General features: G+C 65.5%; 20 protein-coding genes and 1 pseudogene. 11 read left to right on the forward strand and 10 right to left on the reverse strand.

The annotated features are described in order from the left end of the window. Positions 1-180: 180 nt before the first annotated feature. Positions 181-1,227 (forward strand): porin, encoded by a 1,047-nt coding sequence (locus tag RP6297_RS13980; RefSeq protein WP_009239718.1) that lies wholly within the window; start codon positions 181-183, stop codon positions 1,225-1,227. 278 nt (positions 1,228-1,505) lie between these two features. Here the strand turns inward: RP6297_RS13980 and RP6297_RS13985 are convergent, their stop codons facing one another. Further along, positions 1,506-3,773, reverse strand: a complete 2,268-nt coding sequence (locus tag RP6297_RS13985; protein WP_009239717.1) for a mechanosensitive ion channel family protein — start codon at positions 3,771-3,773, stop codon at positions 1,506-1,508. 72 nt (positions 3,774-3,845) lie between these two features. After that, positions 3,846-5,099 (reverse strand): MFS transporter, encoded by a 1,254-nt coding sequence (locus RP6297_RS13990; RefSeq protein ID WP_009239716.1) that lies wholly within the window; start codon positions 5,097-5,099, stop codon positions 3,846-3,848. A 120-nt stretch (positions 5,100-5,219) separates the two neighbouring features. Here RP6297_RS13990 and RP6297_RS13995 point away from each other — a divergent pair, with 120 nt between their 5' ends. Further along, positions 5,220-5,936, forward strand: a complete 717-nt coding sequence (locus RP6297_RS13995; protein ID WP_009239715.1) for a glutathione S-transferase — start codon at positions 5,220-5,222, stop codon at positions 5,934-5,936. Positions 5,937-5,977: 41 nt separating this feature from the next. Here the strand turns inward: RP6297_RS13995 and RP6297_RS14000 are convergent, their stop codons facing one another. The 4 genes from RP6297_RS14000 to RP6297_RS14015 all read right to left on the reverse strand — a co-directional run bounded on the left by RP6297_RS14000 (position 5,978) and on the right by RP6297_RS14015 (position 7,673). After that, the gene (locus RP6297_RS14000) at positions 5,978-6,391 is read right to left on the reverse strand and encodes a hypothetical protein (RefSeq protein ID WP_009239714.1); all 414 of its coding nucleotides are present in this window, start codon (positions 6,389-6,391) and stop codon (positions 5,978-5,980) included. A 41-nt stretch (positions 6,392-6,432) separates the two neighbouring features. Next, entirely contained in the window at positions 6,433-6,855 is a 423-nt protein-coding gene (locus RP6297_RS14005; RefSeq protein WP_009239713.1) for a hypothetical protein, read from the reverse strand. Positions 6,856-7,191: 336 nt separating this feature from the next. After that, positions 7,192-7,419 (reverse strand): hypothetical protein, encoded by a 228-nt coding sequence (locus RP6297_RS14010; RefSeq protein WP_009239712.1) that lies wholly within the window; start codon positions 7,417-7,419, stop codon positions 7,192-7,194. A 44-nt stretch (positions 7,420-7,463) separates the two neighbouring features. Beyond that, positions 7,464-7,673 carry a hypothetical protein gene (locus tag RP6297_RS14015; RefSeq protein ID WP_009239711.1) on the reverse strand — a complete coding sequence of 70 codons (210 nt, stop codon included), beginning with the start codon at positions 7,671-7,673 and terminating at the stop codon, positions 7,464-7,466. 279 nt (positions 7,674-7,952) lie between these two features. Here RP6297_RS14015 and RP6297_RS14020 point away from each other — a divergent pair, with 279 nt between their 5' ends. Next, positions 7,953-9,167 carry a hypothetical protein gene (locus RP6297_RS14020; RefSeq protein ID WP_009239710.1) on the forward strand — a complete coding sequence of 405 codons (1,215 nt, stop codon included), beginning with the start codon at positions 7,953-7,955 and terminating at the stop codon, positions 9,165-9,167. A 15-nt stretch (positions 9,168-9,182) separates the two neighbouring features. Here RP6297_RS14020 and RP6297_RS14025 read toward each other — a convergent pair whose 3' ends face one another. After that, positions 9,183-10,331, reverse strand: coding sequence for a cation diffusion facilitator family transporter (locus RP6297_RS14025; RefSeq protein WP_009239709.1), 1,149 nt, complete (start codon positions 10,329-10,331; stop codon positions 9,183-9,185). Between the two features lie 238 nt (positions 10,332-10,569). Between RP6297_RS14025 and RP6297_RS14030 the strand changes: the two genes are divergently transcribed. The 6 genes from RP6297_RS14030 (at position 10,570) to RP6297_RS14055 (ending at position 20,168) form a co-directional block, all read left to right on the forward strand. Continuing rightward, on the forward strand, positions 10,570-11,238 hold the full coding sequence (locus RP6297_RS14030; RefSeq protein WP_009239708.1) for a response regulator transcription factor: 669 nt from the start codon (positions 10,570-10,572) through the stop codon (positions 11,236-11,238). A 4-nt stretch (positions 11,239-11,242) separates the two neighbouring features. Beyond that, positions 11,243-15,556 (forward strand): ATP-binding protein, encoded by a 4,314-nt coding sequence (locus RP6297_RS14035; protein WP_009239707.1) that lies wholly within the window; start codon positions 11,243-11,245, stop codon positions 15,554-15,556. A gap of 145 nt (positions 15,557-15,701) precedes the next feature. Then, complete coding sequence (locus RP6297_RS14040) at positions 15,702-17,324, forward strand: flavin-containing monooxygenase (protein ID WP_009239706.1); 1,623 nt, start codon at positions 15,702-15,704, stop codon at positions 17,322-17,324. 28 nt (positions 17,325-17,352) lie between these two features. Further along, complete coding sequence (locus RP6297_RS14045; protein ID WP_009239705.1) at positions 17,353-18,243, forward strand: SDR family NAD(P)-dependent oxidoreductase; 891 nt, start codon at positions 17,353-17,355, stop codon at positions 18,241-18,243. Between the two features lie 9 nt (positions 18,244-18,252). Next, positions 18,253-19,275 carry an alpha/beta fold hydrolase gene (locus RP6297_RS14050; RefSeq protein ID WP_009239704.1) on the forward strand — a complete coding sequence of 341 codons (1,023 nt, stop codon included), beginning with the start codon at positions 18,253-18,255 and terminating at the stop codon, positions 19,273-19,275. Beyond that, the gene (locus RP6297_RS14055; protein WP_009239703.1) at positions 19,272-20,168 is read left to right on the forward strand and encodes a metal-dependent hydrolase; all 897 of its coding nucleotides are present in this window, start codon (positions 19,272-19,274) and stop codon (positions 20,166-20,168) included. Before RP6297_RS14050 ends, RP6297_RS14055 begins: the two co-directional genes overlap by 4 nt. 91 nt (positions 20,169-20,259) lie before the next feature. Here RP6297_RS14055 and RP6297_RS14060 read toward each other — a convergent pair whose 3' ends face one another. Beyond that, a complete protein-coding gene (locus RP6297_RS14060; RefSeq protein WP_009239702.1) occupies positions 20,260-21,078 on the reverse strand; it encodes a MerR family transcriptional regulator in 819 nt (272 codons plus the stop codon). 86 nt (positions 21,079-21,164) lie between these two features. On the opposite strand from RP6297_RS14060, the gene RP6297_RS14065 reads away from it, so the two are divergent. Together RP6297_RS14065 and RP6297_RS14070 are read left to right on the forward strand one after the other, a co-directional pair. Beyond that, positions 21,165-22,322 (forward strand): hypothetical protein, encoded by a 1,158-nt coding sequence (locus RP6297_RS14065; protein ID WP_009239701.1) that lies wholly within the window; start codon positions 21,165-21,167, stop codon positions 22,320-22,322. After that, a complete protein-coding gene (locus tag RP6297_RS14070) occupies positions 22,319-23,392 on the forward strand; it encodes an LmeA family phospholipid-binding protein (protein WP_009239700.1) in 1,074 nt (357 codons plus the stop codon). Before RP6297_RS14065 ends, RP6297_RS14070 begins: the two co-directional genes overlap by 4 nt. 16 nt (positions 23,393-23,408) lie before the next feature. On the opposite strand, the gene RP6297_RS14075 is transcribed toward RP6297_RS14070, so the two are convergent. Both RP6297_RS14075 and RP6297_RS14080 read right to left on the reverse strand, forming a co-directional pair. Further along, positions 23,409-23,822: a surface-adhesin E family protein gene (locus RP6297_RS14075; RefSeq protein ID WP_009239699.1), complete on the reverse strand. Its 414-nt coding sequence runs from the start codon at positions 23,820-23,822 to the stop codon at positions 23,409-23,411. A gap of 167 nt (positions 23,823-23,989) precedes the next feature. Continuing rightward, a pseudogene (locus RP6297_RS14080) lies at positions 23,990-25,206 on the reverse strand (IS3 family transposase); the annotation flags it as partial. Between the last annotated feature and the right edge of the window lie 68 nt (positions 25,207-25,274).

Below are 25,274 nucleotides of genomic sequence, written 5' to 3' on the forward strand. Positions count from 1 at the left end.
TTACGCGCAATGCCCCTTCAGCAGGCAATGCCCCCACCGGCGCGACGTGTGCGGCGCTTTGCCGGTGCATGCGTAACTTCAACCCTTACAGCGCAGACTTGCCTGAGAGTCGGCCCCCGAGCCAGGCCGGAAGACCCGTTCCGGCCGACACAACAGTCGTTACGACAATAAGGGAGCCACATGACCATTTCGATCCGTTCCATTCCGCTGTCGGCCGTTGCACTGTCGGCGCTGCTGGCCTGCGGCGCCGCGCGTGCCCAATCGAGCGTCACGCTGTACGGCGTGATGGAAACCGGCCTGCGCTATAGCACCAACAACGACGCCGACGGCCACGGCAAGGCCGAGATGGCGGGCGGCTACTACAGTGGCAGCCGCTTCGGCATTCGCGGGTCGGAAGACCTGGGCAACGGGCTGAAGGCCGTGTTCCACCTGGTCAGCGGTTTCGCGCCGGACACGGGCGTGGGGTCCACCAACGACATGGGCCTGGGCGGCTACAAGCCGACCACGCCCGCCACCTCTCGCCTGTTCGGGCGCCAGGCGTATGTCGGCTTGGAAGGCGGGTTCGGCTCGCTCACGTTCGGCCGGCAAGAGAACCTCGTCTTCAACACGGCCGGCCAGTACGACGCGCTCTCCATCGGCAACCTCGGCGCAACCGCCTGGCACGTGACGGCCACCGGTGTGCGCATCGACAACTCAGTTAAATACGTGGCCGATTTCAACGGTTGGCGCCCGGGCGTGATGGTCGGCATGGGCGAGCAGGCGGGCGCGTTCTCCGCAGGCAACTACAGCGCGCTGTCGCTCAATTACGCCAGCGGCCCGTTCGCGTTCGGCGGCGCGTGGGAGCAGCAGAAAGACCTGCAATCGGTCGGCACCCGCACCTGGACCACCGGCGGCAGCGTGCAGGTCGGCCCCGCCAAACTGATGCTCGGCTATATCAACTACCGCGACGGCACGCCCACCAAGAACGACCTCATCCTCGGCGGCGTGAAATACGACTTCAGCGGCCAGTACAACCTGGTGGTGGGCGGCATGGCCACGCGCCAGCGCGACCCCGACGGCCTGCGCTACACGGCCTACGCGATCATGAATTACGTGGTCAGCAAGCGCACGTGGCTGTACGTCGGCATGGACTACACCCACCAGAAAGACGCCGGCACCGTCCTTGCAGCCGCACTGCCGAAGGCCTCGCAGACCGGCGTCATGGTCGGCATGCGCCACGGCTTCTAAAACGAAAACACGGCCTGGGCGCCAACAAATGCGCCCAGCCGGTTTGGCTGTTGACTTTCCCTGCCCTAGATGGCGCCTTGAATTCCTGTTGCAGGGAGGAAAAAGGAAGGGAAACTGTCTGAGCGAAGCGAGTTTTTCCCTTCCCCTCTCTGCGACATAAATTCAAGGGGTGGGTCGCCATCTCGGGCGCGCCTTTCTTTGCTTACCTTTCTTTGGCAAGACAAAGAAAGTAAGTCGGCCCCGGCAGGGGACGAAACCCCAGCAAACCACCAACGCCCTTACGCCGGCGCAGCAGCAGGTGGCTCATTGGAAGAAGCCGATGCCTCTTTCTCCGGCGTAACCCGCGCCATCCACTCTTCCAACGCCGCCGAAGTCCGCAACACCGTCCCCGGCGCCGCCAGCGGCACGTGCGCCTTGTCGAACGCATCCTTGAGCACAACGTTGAACGCCCGCAGCACATCCGCCTGCTTCTGCGGGCGCGTCTTGAACCGCCCCTTGACGATCATCGCGCCACCTTCGAAACGATCCAGCCCGAAGATTTCCGCACCGCCGAGCAACGTGTAGCCAAAGCGCGGCTCACCCGCAATCTGGTCAGCCGCCGCGCGCACGAGATCGATCGCCTGCTGGGGCTCGGCCTCCATCGCCACGCGCACTTCAAAGTCGGCAAACGAGTAATCGCGCGAGAGATTGCGCACGGTCTTGATCTGGCTGAACGGAATCGACAGCACCGCACCCGTGCCATCGCGCAGCCGCACCGTGCGGATGGTCAGGTTGATGACGGAGCCCGTGGCCACCCCCACGTCCACCACATCGCCCACGCTGATCGTGTCTTCCATCAGGATGAAGATGCCCGTGATGAAGTCCTGCGCCAGCGACTGCGCCCCAAACCCCACCGCCAGGCCGATCACGCCGGCGCCGGCCACCAGCGGTGTCACGTTCACGCCCAGATTGGCCAGCACGCCGATGCTGGCCGTCACCACCAGCGTCACCTTCAGGCCATTGCGCAGCAGCGGGAGGATGGTCAGCGCACGCGTGCTGGGCTGTGCCCGTGCGGATGCCGGCGACAGTGCCCGCAGGATCGCCGTGTCGAGCAGGATCCAGACGAGCCAGGTGGCAAACACGGTGCCGATCAGGCCAACCAATGCATCGGCGATGCGCTTGCCATTGACCGAACTGTGCGTGACCTCTACCAGCGTGTGGCCCCACACGCGCAACACCAATTCAAGAAAGGCGATCCAGATGACGAGCTTGATCAGCGCGCCGACAAAATGCTTGAGCCGCTCGAGATAAGGCGAGCTGCGCGTCAGACGCAGATGCGCGCGCCAATTCGCGCGCGGGCGGACCAGCGCCGACAGGAAAAAGGCGGCCACCAGCAGCAGCGACGTCATCACGGCGCGGCGCGCCACCACGTCAACGTTGTCGGGCGTCGTCAGCGTGGCGGTGACGGTGGTGCCGGCCAGCACCAGCACCGGCACCGGCCAGAACGCGGCCAGCAGGCGGCGAACCTGATTGCCCGTGTGCTCGCCGCTGCGCAGTTCCAGCGGGCGATTGGCGATCAACTGACCGATGGGCCGGCGCGCCCAGAGTGCCCCTACAGCCAGCATCAATGACGCCACCACGTTGCACACCGTGGCCAGCAGCAGACAGAGCGAGCCGCCCAGCACCAACGCCACGCGCGGGTCGACCAGTGCATCGCCGCAGGCGCCCAGGCTGGCCGTCAGAAAGATCGGCCACATGCCGTGCTTGAACAGATATTCGACCGCCACGCGCCGGTGCGCGCTGCCCGAAAAGAGCGAGAACAGCATCGCCACCCCCGCCGTGATGATCGCGCCCCATACGATGGCGTAGGCCAACACCAACGCCAGAACAAAGCCGGGCGAAGCATCGCGCCCCAGCCGCATGATGACGGCAAAGGAAATCGCCCATGGACCGATCTTGCGCGCCGCGTCGATCAACAACGCGCGCGTGGTCGGATGGGGCCCGAGGCCCGCTGTGAGGCCAAACACGCGGCGGATCAGCCAGCCCAGGCCGAGCAGGCCAGCGGCAATGGCCGCCCAGATGCCAACCGTGCTCGCAAAGTCGGCAACCAGCGGCATGCGCTTGTCTGGCGCGACCAGCAGGCTCGCGTTACCGCTCGCGGCCTCGATGCGGCGCAGCCAGTAGCGCGGCGCACCGGCTTCCACATCGGCCTGCAGCGAGCCGTTCTCGATGAGCGAGGCCACCGCGCCAAGCAAACCTGGCGCCTGTTCGGCCTGCACCTTCTGCTGCGCGCTCATGCCGTCGCGCAACTGCTTCAGTTCATTGACGAGGGCCGTGCGCTGCTGGTCGTTGTTGAGCAGCGTGATGACGGTGTCGAGCGATTGGCGCGTCTGCGCGGGGTCCGCCGCTGGCGCGGATGCGCTGGTGGTGGAAGTCGGCAGCCCGGCCAGCTTGGCAAACGACACCGGCGCCGCATCGGCCACGTTTGCGACGCCTGCCATCAGCAGGAGCAGGAACGATGCGAGCGGCCACAGCCGCCGCGTCCAGAAAAGAAAATGAGTGCGCATGACAAAAAAAGCGATCGTCCAGATGCCGACATCGATCACGGCACGATACGCGAATTCCCCGGGCGTACAACCTCAGCGCTTAGCGCCCGGTGGCAGCGGGGCGCGCCGCCAGAGCCAGGCGGCCGTGCCCAGCGCACATGCCATGCAGCCCATCACCAGCGTCACGACGCCCGGCCAGCCCCACGGCGCGTAGAGCTTGCCGCCTGTCGTGCCGATCAGGCTGGAGCCCAGGTAATACGCCAGCAAATACAGCGCCGCGGCCTGCCCCTTGGCACGCTGCGCGCGGCGTCCGACCCAGCCGCTGGCCACCGCGTGCGCGCCGAAAAAGCCGAGAGTCAGCAGTGCGATACCGCCAATCACCAACGCCAGCGGCCCAGCCAGGGTCAGCAGCACGCCCAGCGACATCAGCACCGTGCCCGCCAGCAGCATGCGGCCCCGGCCATGGCGATCCGCCAATCGGCCAAACCAGGCAGAAGCACCGATGCCCAGCAGGTACACCATGAAGATGCCGCCCACCGCCGTCTGGCTGAGGGCGTAGGGCGCATCGAGCAAATGGAAGCTCGCGTAGTTGTAGATCGTGACGAAGCCGCCCATCAGCAGAAAGCCCATGGCGAACAGCGCGCGCAGGCCCGGCTCGCGCAGATGCGCGCCCAGCGTGTCGAACAGGTCGACCAGCGCCACGCCCCTGCGCGGCACAAACCGGCGCGACGGTGGCAGCAGCCATAGGAACGCCAGCGCCGCGAGCAAGCCCAGCGCGCCGGTAAAGCCGATGGCGGCGCGCCAACCGAAATGGTCGGCCACGGCGCCGGTCAGCACGCGCCCCGCCATGCCGCCGAATGCGGTGCCGCCGACGTACAGGCCCATCGCCATGCCCAGCCCTTGCGGATGCACCTCTTCGGCCAGATACGCCATCGCCACTGCCGGCACGCCGCCCAGCACCACGCCCAGCAATGCCCGCGTGGCCAGCAACCCGTGCCAGCCCGGCAGCATCGCCGCCGCCAACGTGAACGCCGACGACAGCACCAGCGACACGCCCATCAGCGTCTTGCGATGAATTGACTCCGACAGCAGGCCCGCAAACAGGATCGCAAAGGCCAGCAGCAGCGTGGACACTGACAGCACGAGGCTTGTCTGCGCGGGCGTGAGGCCAAAGTCGTGCGCCAGCAACGGCATGAGCGGCTGCACGCAATACAGTAGGGAGAACGTGGAGAAGCCTGCGGCAAACAACGCCAGATTGGCGCGCACATAACCGGGATGGCCACGGACCAGCCAGCGCGACGGATCAGCGGGCTCGATGGCGGGCGAAGGGGGAAGCGGAGCGTTCACGTCGGGCGGGTTGGAACAGGCGCAGAGGCAAGCGCCTATTATCGTTCGCAGGCATCGTTCCTGCTGCGATGCGGCATCCGCCTTGCTTCGCAGACATCACCTTGTTTCCCCCGCCCGACCATGGAAACCACGCTCTACTACTGGCCCGAAATCCAGGGCCGCGGCGAATTCGTCCGGCTGGCGCTGGAGCAGGCCGCCGTGCCCTATACCGACCTAGGCCGCGAAGATGAAGCCGCCATCGAGGCGTTTCTGGACGACGCCGGCATTCCCACACCGCCGTTCGCGCCGCCCTTCCTGGTGGCTGGCCAGTTGGTGATCGCGCAGACGGCCAACATCCTGCTTTATCTGGGCCAGCACTATGGCCTGGCCCCGCACGACGAAGCCGGCGGCCTGTGGACGCACGGCCTGCAACTGACGATTGCCGATTTCGTGGTCGAGATCCATGACACGCACCACCCCATTGCGTCGTGCGAGTACTACGAAGACCAGCGTACAGAAGCCAAACGCCGCACACAGGATTTTCTCGACAATCGCGCGCCTAAGTTCCTGCACTACTTCGAGCGCGTGCTCGACCGCAACCCCGCCGGCCCAACCTGGGCCGTGCGCGATGCGCTGACCTATGTGGATTTGTCGCTATTCCAGATCGTGGCCGGGCTGCGCTACGCGTTTCCTCGCCACATGCAGCGCTACGAGCGGGAGCTGCCGCATCTGGTTGCGCTGCATGATCGCGTGGCGGCGCTGCCGAACATCGCGGCGTATCTGGAATCGCCGCGTCGCATTCCGTTCAACACGATGGGCATCTTTCGCCACTACCCCGAGCTTGATGCGCTGAAATGACGAAACCCGGCGCGAGGCCGGGTTCGCGGTGAATGCACCGTTCAGGCTGCCAGCGGCGTAGCGGACAACTGGCAGGACAACTGGCGGGGCAGCCGTCGGCCAATATCTTCCAGCGCGGCAGGCCAGCTTTCAATGGCCGTCAGATCGTGGATGTCCTGCAGATCGATCAGCAAATCCACCACCTGATCGTCGTCGACATTCACGCCCGAACGGCGCAGCGCACAGGCTAGCGGATCTTCTCCCGGCACACGCAGCAGGCTCACGCCGAGGCGCTCGATGGCGCTGCAGTAGAACGCATCGTCGATGAGGATGCCGACGCCGCATCGACGGTTGTCGAGCCCGCGGTAGCGCGGCTCGCCGTCAGCGTCTTCGGAGCGGCATTGCTGTGCGAGCAGGTGCGCGCGCACGCGTTCAAAAATGTCCTCGATGGCGAGGAACGTCCCCTTCCCTTTCATGGCGTCACCTTCTATAGGGTGATCTGTGACCGGCCGGTCGGTCAGAATGTATCGACGAGTGCGCCGTTCAGGCCGAATTGGCGCGCAATCGACTGCAGGCGTTCCTTCCACTCCCATGTGCCGAACACGTCGTGTGCGTTCTGCAGCTTGGAGAGCAGCTCTACGGTGTCGCGGTCATCCACGTCAATGCGCGCACGCTTGAGCGCGCGGCGCAACGCGATGACGCCGGCGTCCATGTAACGCGGAATCTCGTTGGTCGGCTTGAGGATGTAGCGCACCGGCACGCTTTCCATCGACGTGGTGTAGTCGCGCACGCCGATCAGGTTGCCGATCGGGCAGCAGCGGCCGCCCTGGCCACGGTACGCAGCGCCGCCGCGCGGCAGAATGGCAGCGCCGCCCTGACCGAACAGATGACGGACTGCGCCGTCGTAGATTTCTTGTTTGCTGAGATATTGCGTCTTCATGTTCCTTCCCCTGACCCCAGATTGCAGGCGTCGCCGATTCGATTGACTTCCGACTTCCGGCCTGACGTTGCGTCCGACGTCGCACAATCTGCCATCCGTGCGATCTATCTTGATTCAGGATGCACCAGAAGCATGGGCCGAAAAAGGACCGGAATGTAAGTCATTTTTACCGTTTGCTTTTTGGCAACGGATTGCCCGCAAAGGTGCGCCAGTCAACGCTTTCCGGGTGCTTCAGACGACACGCGATCGGGCCGTTTCGGCACGCTGCGATGCGCTTTCGCAACAGCATGTGCGCATGACTGCGCGCACGTGCCGCATGCGTCGTAGGTGGGGCGCTTACATCCCGATGATCCGATCCGGGTGGCCGAGACAGAAGCCACGTCGGTCATGGTGCCCACAGGTAGGCATGACTTCGTAGCCGGCAGCGCGCAGCAACACCGCCCGCGCGGCCACTTCCACCGGAGGCAGGGGCCGCCCCGAGTCTTCATCGGGCACCAGGCGGCCCAGGAGGCCAAACGGCTGGCGCAGCAGATGGTCCAGATCCAGCGAACCGCAGTACCGCATCACATCACCCTCTTGAAAAACAGCAGCGGCACCGAGGCACACCGCTACATCGATTCGTCGACCAGCTCCGGACACGCAACCAGCGTCTCGCGCACACGCGCATAGGCGCCGCGCTGGGCCCAGATGGCGTCCGTCAGGGCCGCGATCAGCGCGTCGCGCGGCAGGCTTTGCGGTGCCACGCCGAACTGCGCTTCCACGGTACGTAGAGCCTCCGTCACTTCGCTTCGCCATCGGGCGCCGAGTCGCTGGGTCATGTTGTTCTCGCTGGGTCGGTTCTGGCACGGTGGGCGGCGGGCTTGTGCCCACTCTGTCCGCGCTGGGAAGGGATTGGCGGAATGGGTTCCGCTCTTGCTTGTGAAGAACGGCACACGGGACCGAAACTTGATTGCCGCAGCGGGGGGGTAAGCCGGGCCTCCGTCGCAGTTGGCGACACGCGGCGCCACTCCGCCAAACGGGCTCCCCCATTCGCGCAGCAACTTCGGCGCGCGACCGTGGCCCAATCGGTTCCGAAACCGCCTACCCACTACCCAACGATGAAGATGGAGCGTCACGTGTCCCGAATGTCTTTCCTGCGCCGTACCGTCCTCGCCCTTGCGTGCGTGCTCGCCGTGCCCGCCGTTGCTACGGCCAGCGCGCCCGATCCGCGTCAATACATGCACGGCATCGGCGCGGTGCCCGGCGCAACGGCCAACACCTTCAACGTGTTTTTCAGTAGCTCGGGGCTGCCCCCGCGCGGTGCCGATCGCAGTGGCAGCTGGCCGCACGATGTCTATGTCGCGCAATGGCATGCCGACACGGGCGTGCTCGATGCCCCGCGCATCTTCATCCAGAAGCCGGAAGCGCAGGAGCCCGTGACGGTGGCGCGCAACCGTGCTGGCCAAGTGATGGTGTCGTTTGAAGACGGCTGGAATGCGCCGGAAAACGTCAACCAGCGCTTCGGCATCTACGACACGGCGCTGCGGCCCATCAAGCCGTATCCGCAACAGGTGGAATCCGGTGGGCACTCCGGCCATATCACGGCCGTGGGCGACCGCTTTGTGGTGTTCTATTCCGACGGCTGGGTCACCGGCGGCGGTGTCGACAACCTTGGCAGCGGGAACGGCGTCTACCTGAAGGTCTACGACGGGCGCGGCCGTCGCCTGCACAACGTCGATGTTGCCGATGGCCGGCGCGAATGGTGGCCCATGGTGGCGGGCGGCAGCACCAATGCGCTGCTGGCCTGGCAGCAGTTCGTACCAGGGCAGACCGAAGCCAATCTGAAGATCGCCGTCTTTGATCCGGTCAGCGGGCGCGTGACGGGCGAGCAGCTTCTGCACAAGCATCTGCAGTACTACACCTACAACGTCACGTGGATGCCGGCGATCGAGCGGTACCTGCTGGTCGGCGTAGCCAAGGGTAACGGCTTTGCCGATCTGATCGACACCACGGGCAAGGTGCGCGCGTCCATTTCATGCATGCCGGCAACGGTGCGCGAGGCAGGCATCACCGTGAATCAGAACGTCGCCTATACGCCCGCCGCCGATGGCCGCCTGCTGCAACTGCAGGCGGGGCCGGATGCGCTCACGCTATCGGCCACGCTGCTGAACACCGACGGCAAGCGCGTGCAATGGCGCCCCGTGGGCAGCACCGGTTTGCTGCGCACGTCGGGCGCAATCGACTGGATGTCGCTGACGGAAAAGGGGTTGGAGCAGCTGCATTTCGACCCCGCCAAGACCCAGCCCGCCAACGCGGTCGATCAATGCCGCTAGCGCGGCAGGCTTAGGTTAGGCGTCTGTGACGAGCACGCGCAGGCGCACAAGACCATCCCACCGCGCGTTGACGGCATCGGCAATGCGGGCGAGTTCGCCAGCCAGCGCGGGCGGCAGGACCAGATCGACCTCCACCGCCCCATCGACGTAATGCAGCACGCAGTGGCGCGCGTCGAGCGGCGTGCCGGGCGGCAGCAGTTGTGCCAGCACGGCGTGCAGCGCGTCGCGGTCGGGCAGCGGCACGGGGTCGGTGGCAATGTGCTCGCGCGGGTCGACGTGAATCTGCACGTCGAGCACGGCCATGGCCGTATGCGCCGTCAGCACGTTGGTGCGGGCCCGCACGGCAATCGCATGGCCCTCGCTCACGGAGACACGCGGATCCACCTCGATATGCGCGTCCACCAATGCCTGGTCGCCCGTCACACGCGTGCGCAAATCGTGCACGTTCATCACGCCAGGCGTGGCTTCGAGGCTGGCGCGAATGGCCTCCACCTGCGCGGGCGGCAACGCGCGGTCCATCAGGTCATTGAGCGCTTCCCACCCAAAGCGCACGCCCACCCGGCCAATCATCAGTCCGACAACGCAGGCGGCCACCGGGTCGAGCCAGTGATAGCCCATCAGGTTGCCCGCCACGCCGACGGCCGCTACCAACGACGACACCGCGTCGGAACGCGCATGCCACGCATTCGCAATCAGCATGCGTGAGTTGATGCGCTTGGCCATGGCCAGCATGTAGCGGAAGAGCCCCTCCTTGGCCGCCAGCGCGATCAGCGCCACCACTAGCGCCGGACCATGCACCGGCGCCGGCCCCTGCGGCGAGCGCAGGCTCTCCACCGCAGCCCAGATCATGCCCGCACCCGCCGCAATCAGCAGCAGCCCGAGCCCCAGCGATGCGGCGTTCTCATAGCGCGCGTGGCCGTACTGGTGATCTTCATCCGGCCCCTTGTGGCTATTGCGGTTGGCAATGAAGACGATGCCATCCGCAATCAGGTCCGACAGCGTATGCAGCCCATCGGCCACGAGGCCCTGGGAGTGCGACCACAGCCCCGCCGCAATCTGCCCTGCCGAGAGCAGGCAATTGACGCCCGCACTCACCAGCGTGGAGCGTTCGGCGCTCTGCTGGCGCGCGGCGGCAGAAAGGGCTGTCGGGGAGGTGGGCGTCATGGGAATCGGTGCAGTGGAGCGCGGAAAGCATTCGCGAGCATTGTGCCACGCAGAAAGCGCTGCTTCGGATCGAACCGATCGTCACAATCACAACGCATCGCGACAAATTTGCACCAGAAGAGCGCACATCGGGGCGTACTAATAAGACTTTTCCGATGTTCCACGCTGGCGGCTTCGGCGATTCTCAGCAATGCGGCAAACACGTTGCCGCACGTTACACGCTCGGAGACACGTCGACATGCAACCCCCAGTCCAACTCGTCATTGCAGATGACCACCCCGGTGTGGTGGCGGCCGTGCGGCGCCTCGTGTCGGGCGTCCACGGCTTCGAGGTGGTGGGCGAAGCCAGCAACGCCGATGAACTGCTCGCCGTGCTTGCCCGTGTGCGCTGCGACCTCGCCATCACCGACTACGCCATGCCGGGCAGCCGCTATGGCGACGGCATCCTCCTGCTCGAATTCCTCGTGCGCCGTCACCCGGACCTGCGGCTGATGGTGCTCACCATGCTTGAGACCCGCGCGTTGATGAGCAACATTCTGCGCGCGGGCATCAAGGTCATCGTCAGCAAATCCGACGAGCCGCAGCACATCCTCGAAGGGATGCAGGCGGCGGTGGATGGTCGCATCTATCTCTCGCCGCTGCTCAATGCCAAGCTGCTCTGCCGCAACGGCGAGCCGCAGCCCGCCCACGACGACCCGGTCGCCAAGCTCGGCAAGCGCGAGCTGGAAGTGCTGCGCATGTACGTAACCGGCAAGACGGTCAGCGAGATCGCCCAGCAGCTCAACCGCAGCGTCAAGACCATCAGTTCGCAGAAGCAGACGGCCATGCGCAAGCTCGAGCTTGGCACCGAGGCGGCGCTGTTCGACTTTGCCGTGCGCCACGGGCTGCTTGGCAGCGGCGAGGGCTGAACCGATGCGGCGTGCCCTCTTCGCGGTTTCCGCCGTCGTCTGTGCGGCCATCCTCGTTTGGTGGGGCGGGGACGGCGCACGGCAAGCCGATACCGGCGACGCTGGGCAGGGGCCGGTGTATCGATTAGCCCGCTTTCCGCCGATGCTCATCGTGGGCGTCATCGGCAACGCGATGATGCCGCTGGAGGGCATTGAGGCGGACCGGCTCAGCGGTTTCTCCGGGGATCTCCTCATGCAGCTGATCCCGCACGATCAAGTGCGCGTGATACCGCGCGTATTCGCACGGCGCGACGAACTGCTCAAGGCAGCATGTCGCGGCGATGTCGACATCATCATGAGCGTCGCGCCACGCTCCCAATACGACCACTGCCTGGAGTATTCGGCACCGTATCTCGAACGCCCCACCGCGGTGGTCGCGCGCACGGAAAACGTCGAAATAGCGCAGAACCCGTTCGGGGCGGGCGTTCGCGTTGCGGTCGAGCAAGGCTCTTCACTGGAGGAAGAGCTGGCCCATGAATACCCGAACATCGTGCTGGTGAGCACGCCCACGGCAGCAGACGCCCTGGATGCCGTGCTCGACAAGACGGTCGACGTCTACGTTGGCGTCACCTACCCGACACGGGAATTGATAGCCCGGCCGCGCTACCGGGAGCTATCGATCGTGCAGCTTGCAAACCAGCAGGTCGATGCACTCCATTTCGCCGCGCCCCGGGATCGCGCGACGCTGATTCGCCATCTGGATCGCCATCTCGCGCAGTTGCCTGACACCACGATGAGCCAACTTCGCGCGCGCTGGATCGCTCAGGGCGGTACGTCGACCGTGGCGCTGCAATTGTCGGACGATGAGCGCGCCATGCTGGCATCGCTGCCCCCGTTGCGGTATGCAGCCGACCCGGATTACATGCCGTACACCTTTGACGACACTGGCGGCGGCCTGCTCGGCATCTTCCCGGAGTACCAGAATTTCCTTTCGCGAACGCTGGGCGTGCAGTTCGAGCGCGTCGCCGTGCGCGACTGGGCCGACGCGCTCGACAAGGCGGCCAATGGCGAGGTCGACATCTTGCTCGGCATGTCAGATCAGGATGCTCGCCCAGCTGGATTTGCGCTCACGCAGCCCATCGACGCCACGCCGCTGGTTATCGTCGGGCGCAACGATGCGTTGACTGTGGCGGCGTTGTCCGAGCTTTCCGGCAAGACGGTCGCACTGCCTGCCAGCGATACGCTGACCGCGATCTTGCGCCACAACGTGCCGAAAATCCGCCTCGTGTCGGCGGGTTCGGTCGACAACGCGCTGTCCATGGTGGCAAGCGGCAAAGCCGATTTCACCATTGTCAATCTGCCGGTGGCCGACGCGTTGATCCGCCACCATTTTCCGGGCGAACTGAAGGTCACGGGCTCGGCCAACACGATTGAGAGCATCGGCGTGGGCGTGTCGGCGCGGTACGCCGCGCTGGTGCCGCTTATCAACCGCGCGCTTTTTGCCATGCCTGAAGGCGAGCAGGTCAGCATCCGCAACAAGTGGCTGTCGGTCAGCTATCAGCTCGGTCCTTCGGCGTCGGCCGTGCTCGGCAAGTTTGGGCCGGTGGCCGCGCTGGTGCTGGCGGCACTGGTGGCGCTCTTCATCAAGCAGATGCAACTGCGCCGCGAGAATCATCAGCGCCGCCGCGCTGAAGAAACCCTGGCCCAACAACTGAGCTTTCAGCGCGCGCTGATGGAGGCCGTGCCGTTCCCGCTCGTCGCCAAAGACGCCGCGCAGCGTTACGTTGCCGTGAATGCTGCGTTCTGCAACATGTTTGGCCAACCCCGCGCTTCGTTGCTGGGGCGCACGCCGCAGGAGCTCGGGCTGTATTCGGTCAGCAACACGTCCCCGCTGTCCGACATCAACCAGCGCGCTGCGCAGACCAGCGAAAGCACGCGCGAAGAACTCATCATCGACACGCCGGACGGGCAATCGCGCAACGTGCTGTACTGGATCGAGCCGTTCCATCTGCCGGACGGGCAACCCGCGGGCACCGTCGCTTCGCTGGTGGACATCAGTGAGATCCGCGAGGCGCAGGCGCGAGCCGAGCGCCTTGAACAGCGCCTGCGCGAGGTCACCGAATCGCTGCCCGCGCTGGTCTATCAGTTCGAGCTGCCGCCGGGTCAGGTTCAGGGGCGCATCACCTACGTCGCGGGCAAAGCGTACGAGACGCTGGGCGTGCAGCCTCAGGATCTGCTGGACTACCTGTCGACCCCGGAGCTGCTCATTCACGAAGACGACCGGCAGCGCATGCTCGACACGGTGCTGGTCTCGGCGCAGCAGCTGACGCCCCTGGACCAGCAGTTTCGCCATGTCAGCGCGGACGGCGTGGTCCGCTGGCTTCATGCGCGCTCGATTCCGCACCGCGAGGCGGACGGCCGCACGGTCTGGAACGGCTACCTGAGCGACGTCACCGCAGAGCGCGAGCAGGCCGACGCACTGGAAGCGGCCAAGAACGCGGCGGAATCCGCATTGCATGCGAAAGACCGCTTCCTGGCCATGATGAGCCACGAAATCCGCACGCCCATGAACGGCGTGCTGGGCCTGGTCGAACTGCTGCAGCAGACCAAGCTCGAAGGCGAGCAGAAGCAGATGGTCTCGTTGGTGCAGGATTCGGGGCGCGCCCTCCTGCATATCCTCGATGACATCCTCGACTACGCAAAGGTCGAGGCCGGCCGACTGGACATCTCACCGTCGGCCACCGACTTGCGCGAGGTCTTTGACGGCACGGTCGGCCTGCTGGCGAGCCGCGCGCACGAAAAAGCGCTCGCCATGCACGTGGATGTGGCCGCCGAGGTGCCGGCCAGCGTCTCGGTCGACGGCATTCGTCTTCGGCAGATCCTGTTCAACCTGCTTTCCAACGCCATCAAGTTCACCGATGCAGGCAGCGTGCGGCTTTCGGCGAAATGCACGGATGTAACGGACGATACGGCGCATCTCGCCATCAGCGTCTCCGATACCGGCATCGGCATCTCGCCGGAGGTTCAGGCCACGCTGTTCGCACCGTTTGTGCAGGCGGAGCGCTCGACCACGCGCCGCTACGGCGGTACCGGCCTCGGGCTGGCGATCTCTCGTCAGCTTGCCGGCCTCATGGGCGGCGAACTGGTCATGGAGAGCGCCCCGGGGCACGGCACTGCCGTCACGCTGCGGCTGGCCATGCCAGTGCTTGAGGCGCGGTATGCGTTACCGCAACTGGCGGGATGCAGCGTTGCCATTGTTGTGGACGACGCGGCCGTGCGACACAGCCTCGCGCAATTCGCGATCGCGGCCGGACTGCAAGCAGGCCCCGTGGCCGACGCCGACATCCTCTTGAGCTCGACCACACACTCAGATGCGCGCGCCGTCCGCATCACCACGGAACCCTGTCATGCCGGACCCGGCAACACCTTGAGCATCAACCCGCTGAACTGGCATGCGTTTGTGCAGGCGTGTGAGCGCGCGCTTCCCGCATCCGACCCTGTGCAGGCGACCAGCGCCGCGACACATGCGCTGCCGGCCGCAGCACCACCGTGTGACGCGCAGGGCGCACACATCCTCGTGGCGGAAGACCATCCCATCAACCGCGAACTGATCGCAAAGCAACTGCGCTTGCTGGGGTATCGCGTAACGCTGGCCGAAGATGGGGTGGTCGCGCTCGAGCGCCTGCACGAACACCGTTTCGACGCGTTGCTCACCGATTGCCACATGCCGCGCATGGACGGCTTCGATCTCGCGCGGCATATCCGCCACGAAGAAGGCGACGGCCCTCGCCTGCCCATCATCGCCATCACGGCGACGACGCTGGCCGAGGAGCACGCGCGCTGCCGCGCCGTGGGCATGGACGCGAGCCTGCTGAAACCGACCACGCTCGCCACGCTGCAGGAAGCGCTATCTGCGCTGTGCACCGGTGACGTTCACGCAGGCGCCGGCGGGGCCGCGGAGGAGCCGCCCACCCTCTCGCTCGACGACCTGCACGCCGCGCTCGGGACGGACCCCGCAGCCATCGGTTTGGCGCAGGTCTTCCTCTCGTCGCTGGCCGATGACGCACAGCGCCTCCAGCCGCTGCTGGACGCGATGGACCGTGAAGCGCTGCGCCGTTGGGCCCATCGCACCGGTGGTGCTCTCGCGCTGTTGCATAACCCGGGCGTGGACGCCGTAGCCGAAGCGTTCCGCCATGCCGTGCATAACGGCAGTGCGAACGCCATCCGCGCAGCCGGCGCGCGCACGATGAGGCTTTTGACGCATATCAACGGACTACTCAGCGCCTTCGGATCCCCCGCCGCCGACGTTGTGCACCGCACGCAAGTGACGGATTCATAAGGGAAAACCGTTTCAAGCGGTCGATGCATCGCTTTTAGATCAAGCATTCCAATCGGCCGATTGACTCGGTCCAGGCAGCCTCCTACGATGACATCGGTCAATGTCACATTAAGAGGCGCCCAAGTGGTGCCCACGGAGACACCACGTGAACGCACGGACCGATTTCCCGCGTGCCGACGCTTCTGCGCCGACCTCGCACAGCCCCGACGCCCCGCCCCTGATCGATGCCGCCATCATCGGGACGGGCTTTGCCGGCCTGGGCATGGCGATCCAGCTCAAGCAGCACGGCATCGACAACTTCCTCGTTTTTGAAAAGGCGGGCTCCGTTGGGGGCACGTGGCGCGACAACCATTACCCCGGCTGCGCGTGCGATGTGCAATCGCACCTGTACTCGTTTTCGTTTGCGCCCAATCCGGACTGGTCGCGCATGTATTCGCCGCAGCCGGAAATCCGCGCGTATCTGGAGCGCTGCACCGATGAATTTGGCGTGCGCCCGCATGTGCGCTTCCATCACGAACTGGCGCGCGCGGCATTCGACGATGCTGCAGGCGTGTGGAACCTGGAGATGGCCGACGGCCGCCGCTACCGCGCCCGCACGCTGATCTCCGGCATGGGCGGCCTGAGCCGTCCGGCCTGGCCGAACATTCCCGGCATCGAAACCTTCCAGGGCAAGGCCTTCCACTCGCAGCTCTGGGAACACGATTACGACCTGCGCGGCAAGCGCGTCGCCGTGATCGGCACGGGTGCGTCGGCCATCCAGTTCGTGCCGCAGATTGCGCCGAAGGTCGGCCGCCTCGACCTGTATCAGCGCACGCCGCCGTGGATCCTGCCAAAGCCCGACCGCAAGGTGTCGCGCGCGGAGCATTGGCTGTTCCGCCACCTGCCGTTCACGCAAAAGCTGATGCGCACGGGCATCTATTGGATGCTGGAATCGCGCGTGCTCGGCTTCGTGATCCATCCGAAGTTAATGAAAGCAGTGGAACGCATGGCACGCGGCCACATCAAGCGCCGCATTGCAGACCCGGTGCTGCGCGAGAAGGTCACGCCCAACTACACCATCGGCTGCAAGCGCATCCTGATCTCGAACGACTATTACCCGGCGCTCACGCGCGACAACGTCGACGTCATCACCTCAGGCATCGCACGCGTGGAGCCCAACGCCATCGTCACCACCGACGGTACGCGGCGCGAAGTCGATTGCCTGATCTTCGGCACCGGCTTTCACGCAACGGACCCGTTCCCGCGCGGCGTGCTGCTTGGCAGCCAGGGCGTGGACATTGTCGATGCGTGGGACAAGCACGGCGCGGAGGCGTACCTGGGCACGACCGTGTCGGGTTTCCCGAATTTCTTCATGGTGGTGGGCCCGAACACGGGGCTCGGCCACTCGTCGATGGTGTTCATGATCGAGTCGCAGGTGGCGTACATCGTCGATGCGTTGAAGTCGATGCGTGCGCACAACGTGGCCGCCATCGACGTACGCCCCGACGTGCAGCGCCGCTTCAACGACGGCATCCAGAAGCGGCTGTCGAATGCAATCTGGTCTGCCGGCGGCTGCGTGAGCTGGTACCTCGATCCGAAGACCGGCAAGAACACGACGCTGTGGCCGGGATTCACGTGGCAGTTCCGTCGCGCCACCGCGCATTTCCGCCTGGCGGATTACCGCACGCGCCCGATGGCCGTGCCGAAGGGTGTGCCGCTGCGCGTACCTGCCCGCACGGTGCCCGCCGCTCAGAACACCCCTAACGAAGAAGCGCTCGACCGCGCCTGACGCGCGTCAGCCACACGGAGACCCCGCCATGAAGTCATTCAATAATCAGGTTGCCGCCATTACGGGTGCCGCGTCGGGCATGGGCCGATCGCTGGCGCTGCAGTTGGCCCGCGAAGGCTGCCACCTCGCGCTGGCCGATCGCAATGAAGCGGCGCTCGCGCAGACGCTGCAACTGGTGCGCGCGCATGAAGGCGACCGGATCCGCGTGACCACGCACGCCGTGGACGTAGCCGACCGCGCCGCCGTGTACCGCTGGGCCGAGGAAGCGGCCGCTGCGCACGGCAAGGTCAACCTGATCTTCAACAACGCGGGCGTGGCGCTGTCCAGCACGATCGAAGGCATGGAAGACGACGAGCTGGCCTGGATCATGAACATCAACTTCTGGGGCGTCGTGCACGGTACCAAGGCGTTCCTGCCGCTGCTCAAGGCAACGGGCAACGGCCACATCATCAATACGTCGAGCATCTTCGGCATCTTCGCGCAGCCGGGCATGGGCGCGTACAACGCCAGCAAGTACGCCGTACGCGGCTACACCGAAGCGCTGCGCCAGGAACTCGATCTGATGGACTGCGGCGTGTCGGCCACGTGTGTCCACCCGGGCGGCATCAAGACCAATATTGCCAAGTCGAGCCGCGTCTCGCCGAGCATGAACGGCTTTCTGGTGCGCGACGAACAGCAGGGCAAGGCCGAGTTCGAGAAGTTCTTCATCACCTCGGCAGACAAGGCCGCGCAGGTGATTCTGGATGGCGTGCGCAAGAACAAGCGCCGCGTGCTGATCGGCCCCGACGCGCACGCTGCAGACGTGATGGCCCGCGTGCTGCCTGCCGCGTATCAGGCGCTGGTCGTGCGCGAAGCCCGCCGCACGCGCAAGAAGGCACTGCGCGACGATACGGCGCCGGCCACCGCGCGCGCCAAGTAGGAGGTGCCGATGGACACGGCCACCACCGGCGAACTGTTCGCCAGCCCCCCGCGCGCGAATCTGCTCAATGTCGCCCGCGCGATGCTGCGTCCCGGCCGCATCGGCCTGCGCAGCATCGGGCGCGACGTGCTGATCGCGCGCTACGCCAAGCCGCAATCGCGCTACCTGCCACTGATGGGCACGCGCGTGCATTACACCGATGAAGGTGCCGCCAATTCCGAAGGCACGTTGCTGTTGATCCACGGCTTTGGCGCATCGCTGCACACGTGGGATGGCGTGCTGCCGCAGCTCACGCGGCGCTACCGCGTGATCCGGCTCGACCTGCCGCCGTTCGGCATCACCGGCCCACTGCGCGACGCTCAGGGCCGCCCGCGCACGATGGAGCTGCCGCTGTATCGCGACTTCATCGACGCGTTTGTCGACACGCTGGGCTTGTCGAAGCTCACGCTGATCGGCAACTCGCTCGGCGGCATGGTGTCGTGGGACTTTGCCGTGCGGCACCCGGGCCGCGTCGAGAAGCTCGTGTTGATCGACTCCGCCGGCTTCCCGATGAAGCTGCCGATCTACATCGATCTGTTCAATCACATTGGCGTGCGGATGACGTCGCCGTGGATGCTGCCCGAGGGAATCATCCGCGCCGCCACGCGTGATGTGTATGGCGACCCGTCGCGCGTGTCCGAACCCACGCTGCGCCGCTACGCCGATTTCTTCTATGCCGACGGTGCACGACAGGCCATCGGCAAGATGGTGCCGAAGTTCCGCTTTGACGATGTCGATACCAGCGGGCTGGCCTCGATCCGAGTGCCCACGCTCATCCTCTGGGGCCAGCGCGACCGGTGGATCCCGCCCGCGCATGCCGGCGAATTCGCCCGCCGCATTCCCGGCGCCACGCTGCGCATGTATCCGGCGCTCGGCCATATCCCGATGGAGGAAGACCCCGTACGCGTGGGGACCGACCTCTGTGCATTCCTCGATCAGGGGCGCGCATCGACGCGCCTTTCAGAAACCACATTCCAGGAGAACCGCCCATGATGCCAGTCCGTCGCGACGTGCATCCTCACCTGCCGGCTGATCGCATCAGCAACTGGCACGAGCGAGGCCCGCACGTGACCCACTTCCTGAACGCGCTGTCGATCTTCTTCCCGACCGGCGAGCGCTTCTTCATGGACAGCGTGCGCAACTACCGCCATCTGGTGACCGACCCCGAACTGAAGCAAGCCGTGGCCGGCTTCATCGGGCAGGAAGCCATGCACACGCGCGAACACGTGCTGTACAACGACCTGCTCGATCGCGCCGGCCTGCCTGCCACGCGCATCGACCGGTTTATTGGCAAGTTCCTGAACGTGCTGCGCAAGTACACGCCCAAGTCGCACCAGTTGGCCGTGACCGTGGCGCTCGAGCACTACACCGCCATGCTGGCCGGCCAGGTGCTTTCACATGAAGATGGCCTGGGCCGCAATTCGGAACCCGGCTATCGCCAGGTCTGGCTGTGGCACGCCATGGAAGAGACCGAGCACAAGGCCGTCAGTTACGACGTATGGAACCTGGCCATCAAGCCGGGCGTCGGCCGATACCTCACGCGCACGCTGACGATGTTGGTGACGACCGTTACCTTCTGGGCGATGGTGTTCTACGTGCACTTGCGGCTGATCTTTGCGGATCGCACCGTCAAGCACAAATTCCTCGGCCTCGGTAAGGCGTTCCATTTCCTGTGGATTCACCCGGCGCCGCTGCGCAAGATCATCCCGGAATTCTTCGACTTTTTCCGGCCCTCATTCCACCCTTGGGATGAAGACAACCGTGACGCACTTGAACGCCTACCCAAGCTGATCTCGGAAATTGAAGCGTACGCCGCTGCAAACGGCGAAGCGCCGTCGCCGTCGATCCGCCGCAAGCTGTCGACGGCGGGCGCGGCCGGATCTTGAGCAGGCATTCAAAACGCCTGCAGCACCCGTCATATCGGGATCAAACTAGAAATAGATCAGGCGCGCCCCACGCATGGGCGCGCTGGAGACACTAACCTTTGTCCGGCCCGGGCGCGCTGCCCGGCGGTTCGTGCATGTGCTCGATGACCTGCGCCACGCGGTCGCCCAGGTATTTGTTGGCGGCCGTCTCAAGTGCGCGCATCAGCTCGGCTTCGACTGCCACCAGCGCCAGCGGACGGATGCGCCAGATCACGTCGACCAGACGCGGCACGTCTTCGACCGGCGGCAGATCGCTGCCGTACTTGTCGAGTTCGCGCACGACCATGGAGACAAGATCGTCGGCCACCGCCTGCGTATGCGGCCGGGCACGCTCGATGATGTCGAGCACTTCAACAAGCGGGAAACCGGCCTTTGCCATCTGCGCGCCGGCCAGCAGCGCCTTCGGGCTGCGCGCCAGATAGCCGAGGCCATCGGGCTCAAGCAGGCCGAGCGAGATGGCCCGCGCCAGCGCCTGACGCGACATGGCACGGCCAAACAGCTTGGCAAGCGCCAGGAGCGAGTAGTGCTTGGGCGACTCGTCCGACCAGGGGCTCGCGATGGCCGATTCGAGCCCGAGGATGGAGCGCAGGTCATGGCCCTCGACGATGGCCTTGAGCAGCTCCTGGATGTTGGAGAGCGTGTAGCCGCGCCCGAGCAGATGATTGATGAGCTTAAGCCGCCCCAGATGCGCCTGCGTGTAGATGCCCACGCGGCCGCGCCGCTCGGGCGGATCGATCAGGCCGCGGTCCTGATACGAGCGGACGTTGCGGACAGTGGTTTCAGCCGCGCGCGCCAGTTCATCGATGGTGAACTCGCGGGCGGGCGGAGTGGCAGGCGGACCGGCGTCGCCGGTTGGTTTGCGGGCAGGCATGCAAAAAATTCTACACGAGCGCGGCGACAGACCGCGTCGGTGACCGGAACGTTTCCGGTGCGTTTCTCACGACGAGGAGACCGTCGATGTGGGACTTGACCTTGCGTCATCGAAATAGCGCGCTGCGGGCCGCGGGCGCGGTGGTTGCGGCGCTGCTTCTGCAAAGCTGCGCCACCGCCGGCGATGGCCACGGCGCCATCGAAGCCGACAAAGCAAAGCAGTTGGAAGATGCACGCGCGCAGGCGCGGGCGCCATTCCAGTCAGGCAATCTCGCCACGCGCGAGGTGCGGCCCGCCACGCTGCGCGATTCGGGCCAGCCTGACGCGATCTCGTATCTGCGTCATGTCGATTTCCGCTTCGATGGCGGCGTGGGCTTCCTGGTCGATCAGCTCGCGCTGCGCATGGTGCCGCGTGCACCGGGCGATCCGGTGTGGCTCGACGATGTGTCGTCGTACACGCTGCAGCCGGTGAGCGGTTCGGTGCGCGTTACGGCCGAGAGCATGGCCGCGCTCTTCAACACCGTGGTGTTTGCGCGCGGGCCGGGTGAAGATCCGCCGCTGCGCGGCTTCAGCTTCTCGCTTGATGACGGCACGCTCGACATGCGCGCCGAGATGCGCCGGCGCGGCGCCTGGGTGCCGATCGAGCTGCGCGGCCCGCTGGTGTTGCGCGATCCGCAGACCATCGTGTTCCACCCCAACGTGATCAAGGTGCGCGGGCAGGACGCCGGCGCGCTGATGGGCGCGGCGCATATCGAACTGGCCGATCTGTTGCCGGTATCGACGCCTGCCGTGCAGCTGACTGGCAGCGAAATCGTCATGCAGGTGCCCAAGCTGTTTCCGCCGCCCGCGCTGGAGTTGAAGCTCTCCGCCATTCGCGTCACGCGCGACGGGCTGCTCATGCAGATCGGCGATGGCAACCCGCAGATGCCGCCGCTGGCCCACGCCGCCGACGCGCAGCGCCCGTACATCCTCTTCCGCGGCGGTGACATCCGCTTCATGCGCTCGATGCCGATGAACGCGCGCATCGATATCGTCGTGGCCGACCCGGCCAAACCCTTCGTGTTCAACCTGTACCGCTATCGCGACCAGCTTGTCGCGGGGTCGCTGCGCTTCTCGCCGGATGGCGGCATTCGCGTGCTGATGCCGTCGTTCGACACCCTCGCCGCTGCCAAAGCCGCCAAGGCAACAGCAATTGCCAAAGCAGGCAAGCCTGCCCTGCAACTCGCCAAGAGGACCGCGCCATGATCGCCCACGCCTTCGCTCTCGCTGCCGTGATGCTGCGCCTGGCGCTGGTGACGCTTGGCCTGACCGGGCTGCTCGCCAGCGCACTCGCCCGCGCCGCCGAGCCGCCGATGGCCAACGCCCAACGCAAGGAGTTGACGACGGTACGCCAGCAATGGGCGCAGCGCTGCGATCCGTCCTCCGGCGCGCCCAATGCCAGCGGCCCCGCCGTCGCGCGTGACTCCGGCACCGCACCGCCCGTCGTGCAGATGCGCGATGTGGACTTCCGCATCACCGGCGACATCGGTTTCCACGTGCATCAACTGACCGCGCAGCTCGTGCCACACAAGCCGGGGCAGCCCGTCGACATGGACGACCCGGGGCAGTTCGACATCCGCATCCTCGGCGGCGAAGTGACGGTGCCCAAGGAGTCGCTCGACGCGCTGTTCAACCGGTATCTGCTCGACTATTCGCCGCGCTCGCTCAATGCGCTGTCGCTCACGCCCGGCGACGGCGTGCTAGACGTGTCGGGGGGGCTGAAGCTTCGCAACCATTTTCCCGGCGTGTGGCTGCCGTTCGGCATGCGCGGCACATTGGCGCTCAAGGAATCGCGCTTTCTCGTCTACACGCCCACCGAGGCACGCGTGATGGGCATCCAGACGCTGGCGCTGCTCAAGAGGACGGGGCTGGAGCTGTCGCAGCTTGCGCCGCTAAATCGCACCGGCGCCAAGCTGGATGGCAACGACATGGTGCTGGACCAATACACGGTCTTCCCGCCGCCGCGCCTGGTCGGTCAGATGAAGACGGCGCGTGTTACGCCGGACGGGCTGGTACTCGGGTTCGGCCCCGCGCCCGCCATGTGTGCGCCGGCGCCAACCGACGCCGCGAGCCGCATCTGGATCCAGTCCGGAGACCTGAAGATGTACAACGTGCTGGTCGCCAACAGCCGCATTCTCGTGACCGATACATCAACACGCGGGCCGCTGCGCTTCGACCTGTACCACTACCGCGAGGCCGCCGCGCGCGGCACCACGCGCATGGACGCGGACGGCACGCTGCGCGTCGACCTTGCGCCGGCGGCGGCCGTTCAGTAACGTCATCGTCAGCGCACTACTTTTGGCACACGGCGCGCAGGATCGCCTCCCCCTCTGAGCGCGGCACGACGGCCTCCCAGCGCGGGCCGTCGATGGTCTTGGTGAGCACCGTGCCGTGCTGGCTGTCCTGGATCAGCGCACTGACCGGCAGGATTCGCCCCTCCTTGCAGTCGTAGACGGACGTGCGCGTATCGTATTGATACGCCTTGCCGTCCGACAGCTTGCGCGGCGCGTCATAGGCGTCGCGCGTGGTGGCGCGCACGGTGCCATCCGCGTTGCGCTCGATGGAGTCTTTGTCCAGATAGAGCGAGCCGCTGTTGTTCGCCAGCGGGGCCAGCTTGACCCAGTTGTCGGCCGCCATGGCTGTCGAGCCACCCATTGCCAGCGCAGCCGCCACCCAGTAGATCAGCGTCGTTCGTTCCGTTCGCATCGCAACCTCCGTTTGCCTCATTGCACAGACGTATGCGCGGCGCAGCAGCATGGCTGCATCGTTCTCCGCACATCAAAAAATGCGTAGCAAACGGCATGCCCCGCGCGTGACAGTGCTGCGGCAGTGTCAAGTCCTGCCATAGGTTGACACAGTGCTCAGTCAGCGAGCGCCCGATGCACCGCATCGGGCGTTTTGTATTTCAAGGCCAGATGAGGCCGTTCGTGGTTGTAGATATGCACGGCCTGCGCCACCATGCGTGCGGCCTGCTCTAGGTCGGCGGGGCGCTTGAGCAGCAACTCCCCTTTGAGGATGCCGTTGACCCGTTCGGCCAGGGCATTCTGGTAGCAGTCGTAGCCGTCGGTCATGGAGCACGTGATGCCGTGCCGCTGATGGATGCGCTGGTACTCGGCTGAACAGTATTGGATGCCCCGATCCGAGTGATGAACCAGAGGCTGTCGCGTATGGCGCGTCTTCAGCGCCATCTTCAACGCCTGGGCGACCGACTCGGCATGCAGGCTGTCATGCACGCGGTAGCCCACGATCTTGCGCGAGTAGGCGTCAGTCACCAGACTCAGGTACGCACAGCGCTGGGCGGTCGGCAGATAGGTAATGTCGGCCACCCAGACCTGCTCCGGCCCGGTGGGGATGACCTGGTTCGGGCCGTCCTTGAGCAGATTGGGATGGCGCCGGAAGCGATGATGACTGTGTGTGGTCTTGTGATACGCCCGCTGCGGCACGACCAGCAGCCGGGCTGCACGCAGGATATCGAACAGGCGATCCCGGCCAACCTGGATGCCTGCCTCGGCCAGGGGCGTGCGCAGCACGTGCTGGAGCTTGCGCGTACCCAAGCGCGGCTGGCGCAGCCGTAAGTGGTTGACCAACGCACAGACCTTGGCCTCACGCGCGCTTTGCCGTGTCTCGCTTTGCTGGCGTTTGTAGTACGCCTGGCGGCTGATGCCAATGTAGCGGCAGGCCCTGCCCACACTCAGCCCTTGGACGAGCTTTTGCGTGAGGACCTGCCCGAAGGCTTTTTTACGACGCGCGCCCCATGCTCTTTCTGGATCACGTCGATCACCGCCTCGAACAGGCGTGCCTTCTCTTGGGCCTCCCGCAACTGCACTTCCAATTCCTTGATGCGCTGCTCTGGCGTGAGCGACTTGCGCTGGCTGCTTTGATTTTCCATCGTGGTTTTGGCCTCCGCTGAGGCGCTCCAGTCCTGTCGTCCGTGCTTGCGCAACCATACCAGCACCGTCGAGCGACCCTGAATGCCATAGCGTCGCTGTGCCTCTTTGTAGGTCAGCTCGCCTTTTTCCACCTGCTCAACCACTGCCAACTTAAAAGCCAGCGTGTAGTCCCTCTGCGTTCGCTTCTTCTGCCCTTCCATCTTGACGCTCACTCCCTGTCGGGGAAAAAGTGTCAACCTTATTCAGGACGGGTCACAGGCAACAAAAA

This window comes from Ralstonia pickettii (assembly GCF_016466415.2).
GTDB classification, from domain to species: domain Bacteria; phylum Pseudomonadota; class Gammaproteobacteria; order Burkholderiales; family Burkholderiaceae; genus Ralstonia; species Ralstonia pickettii.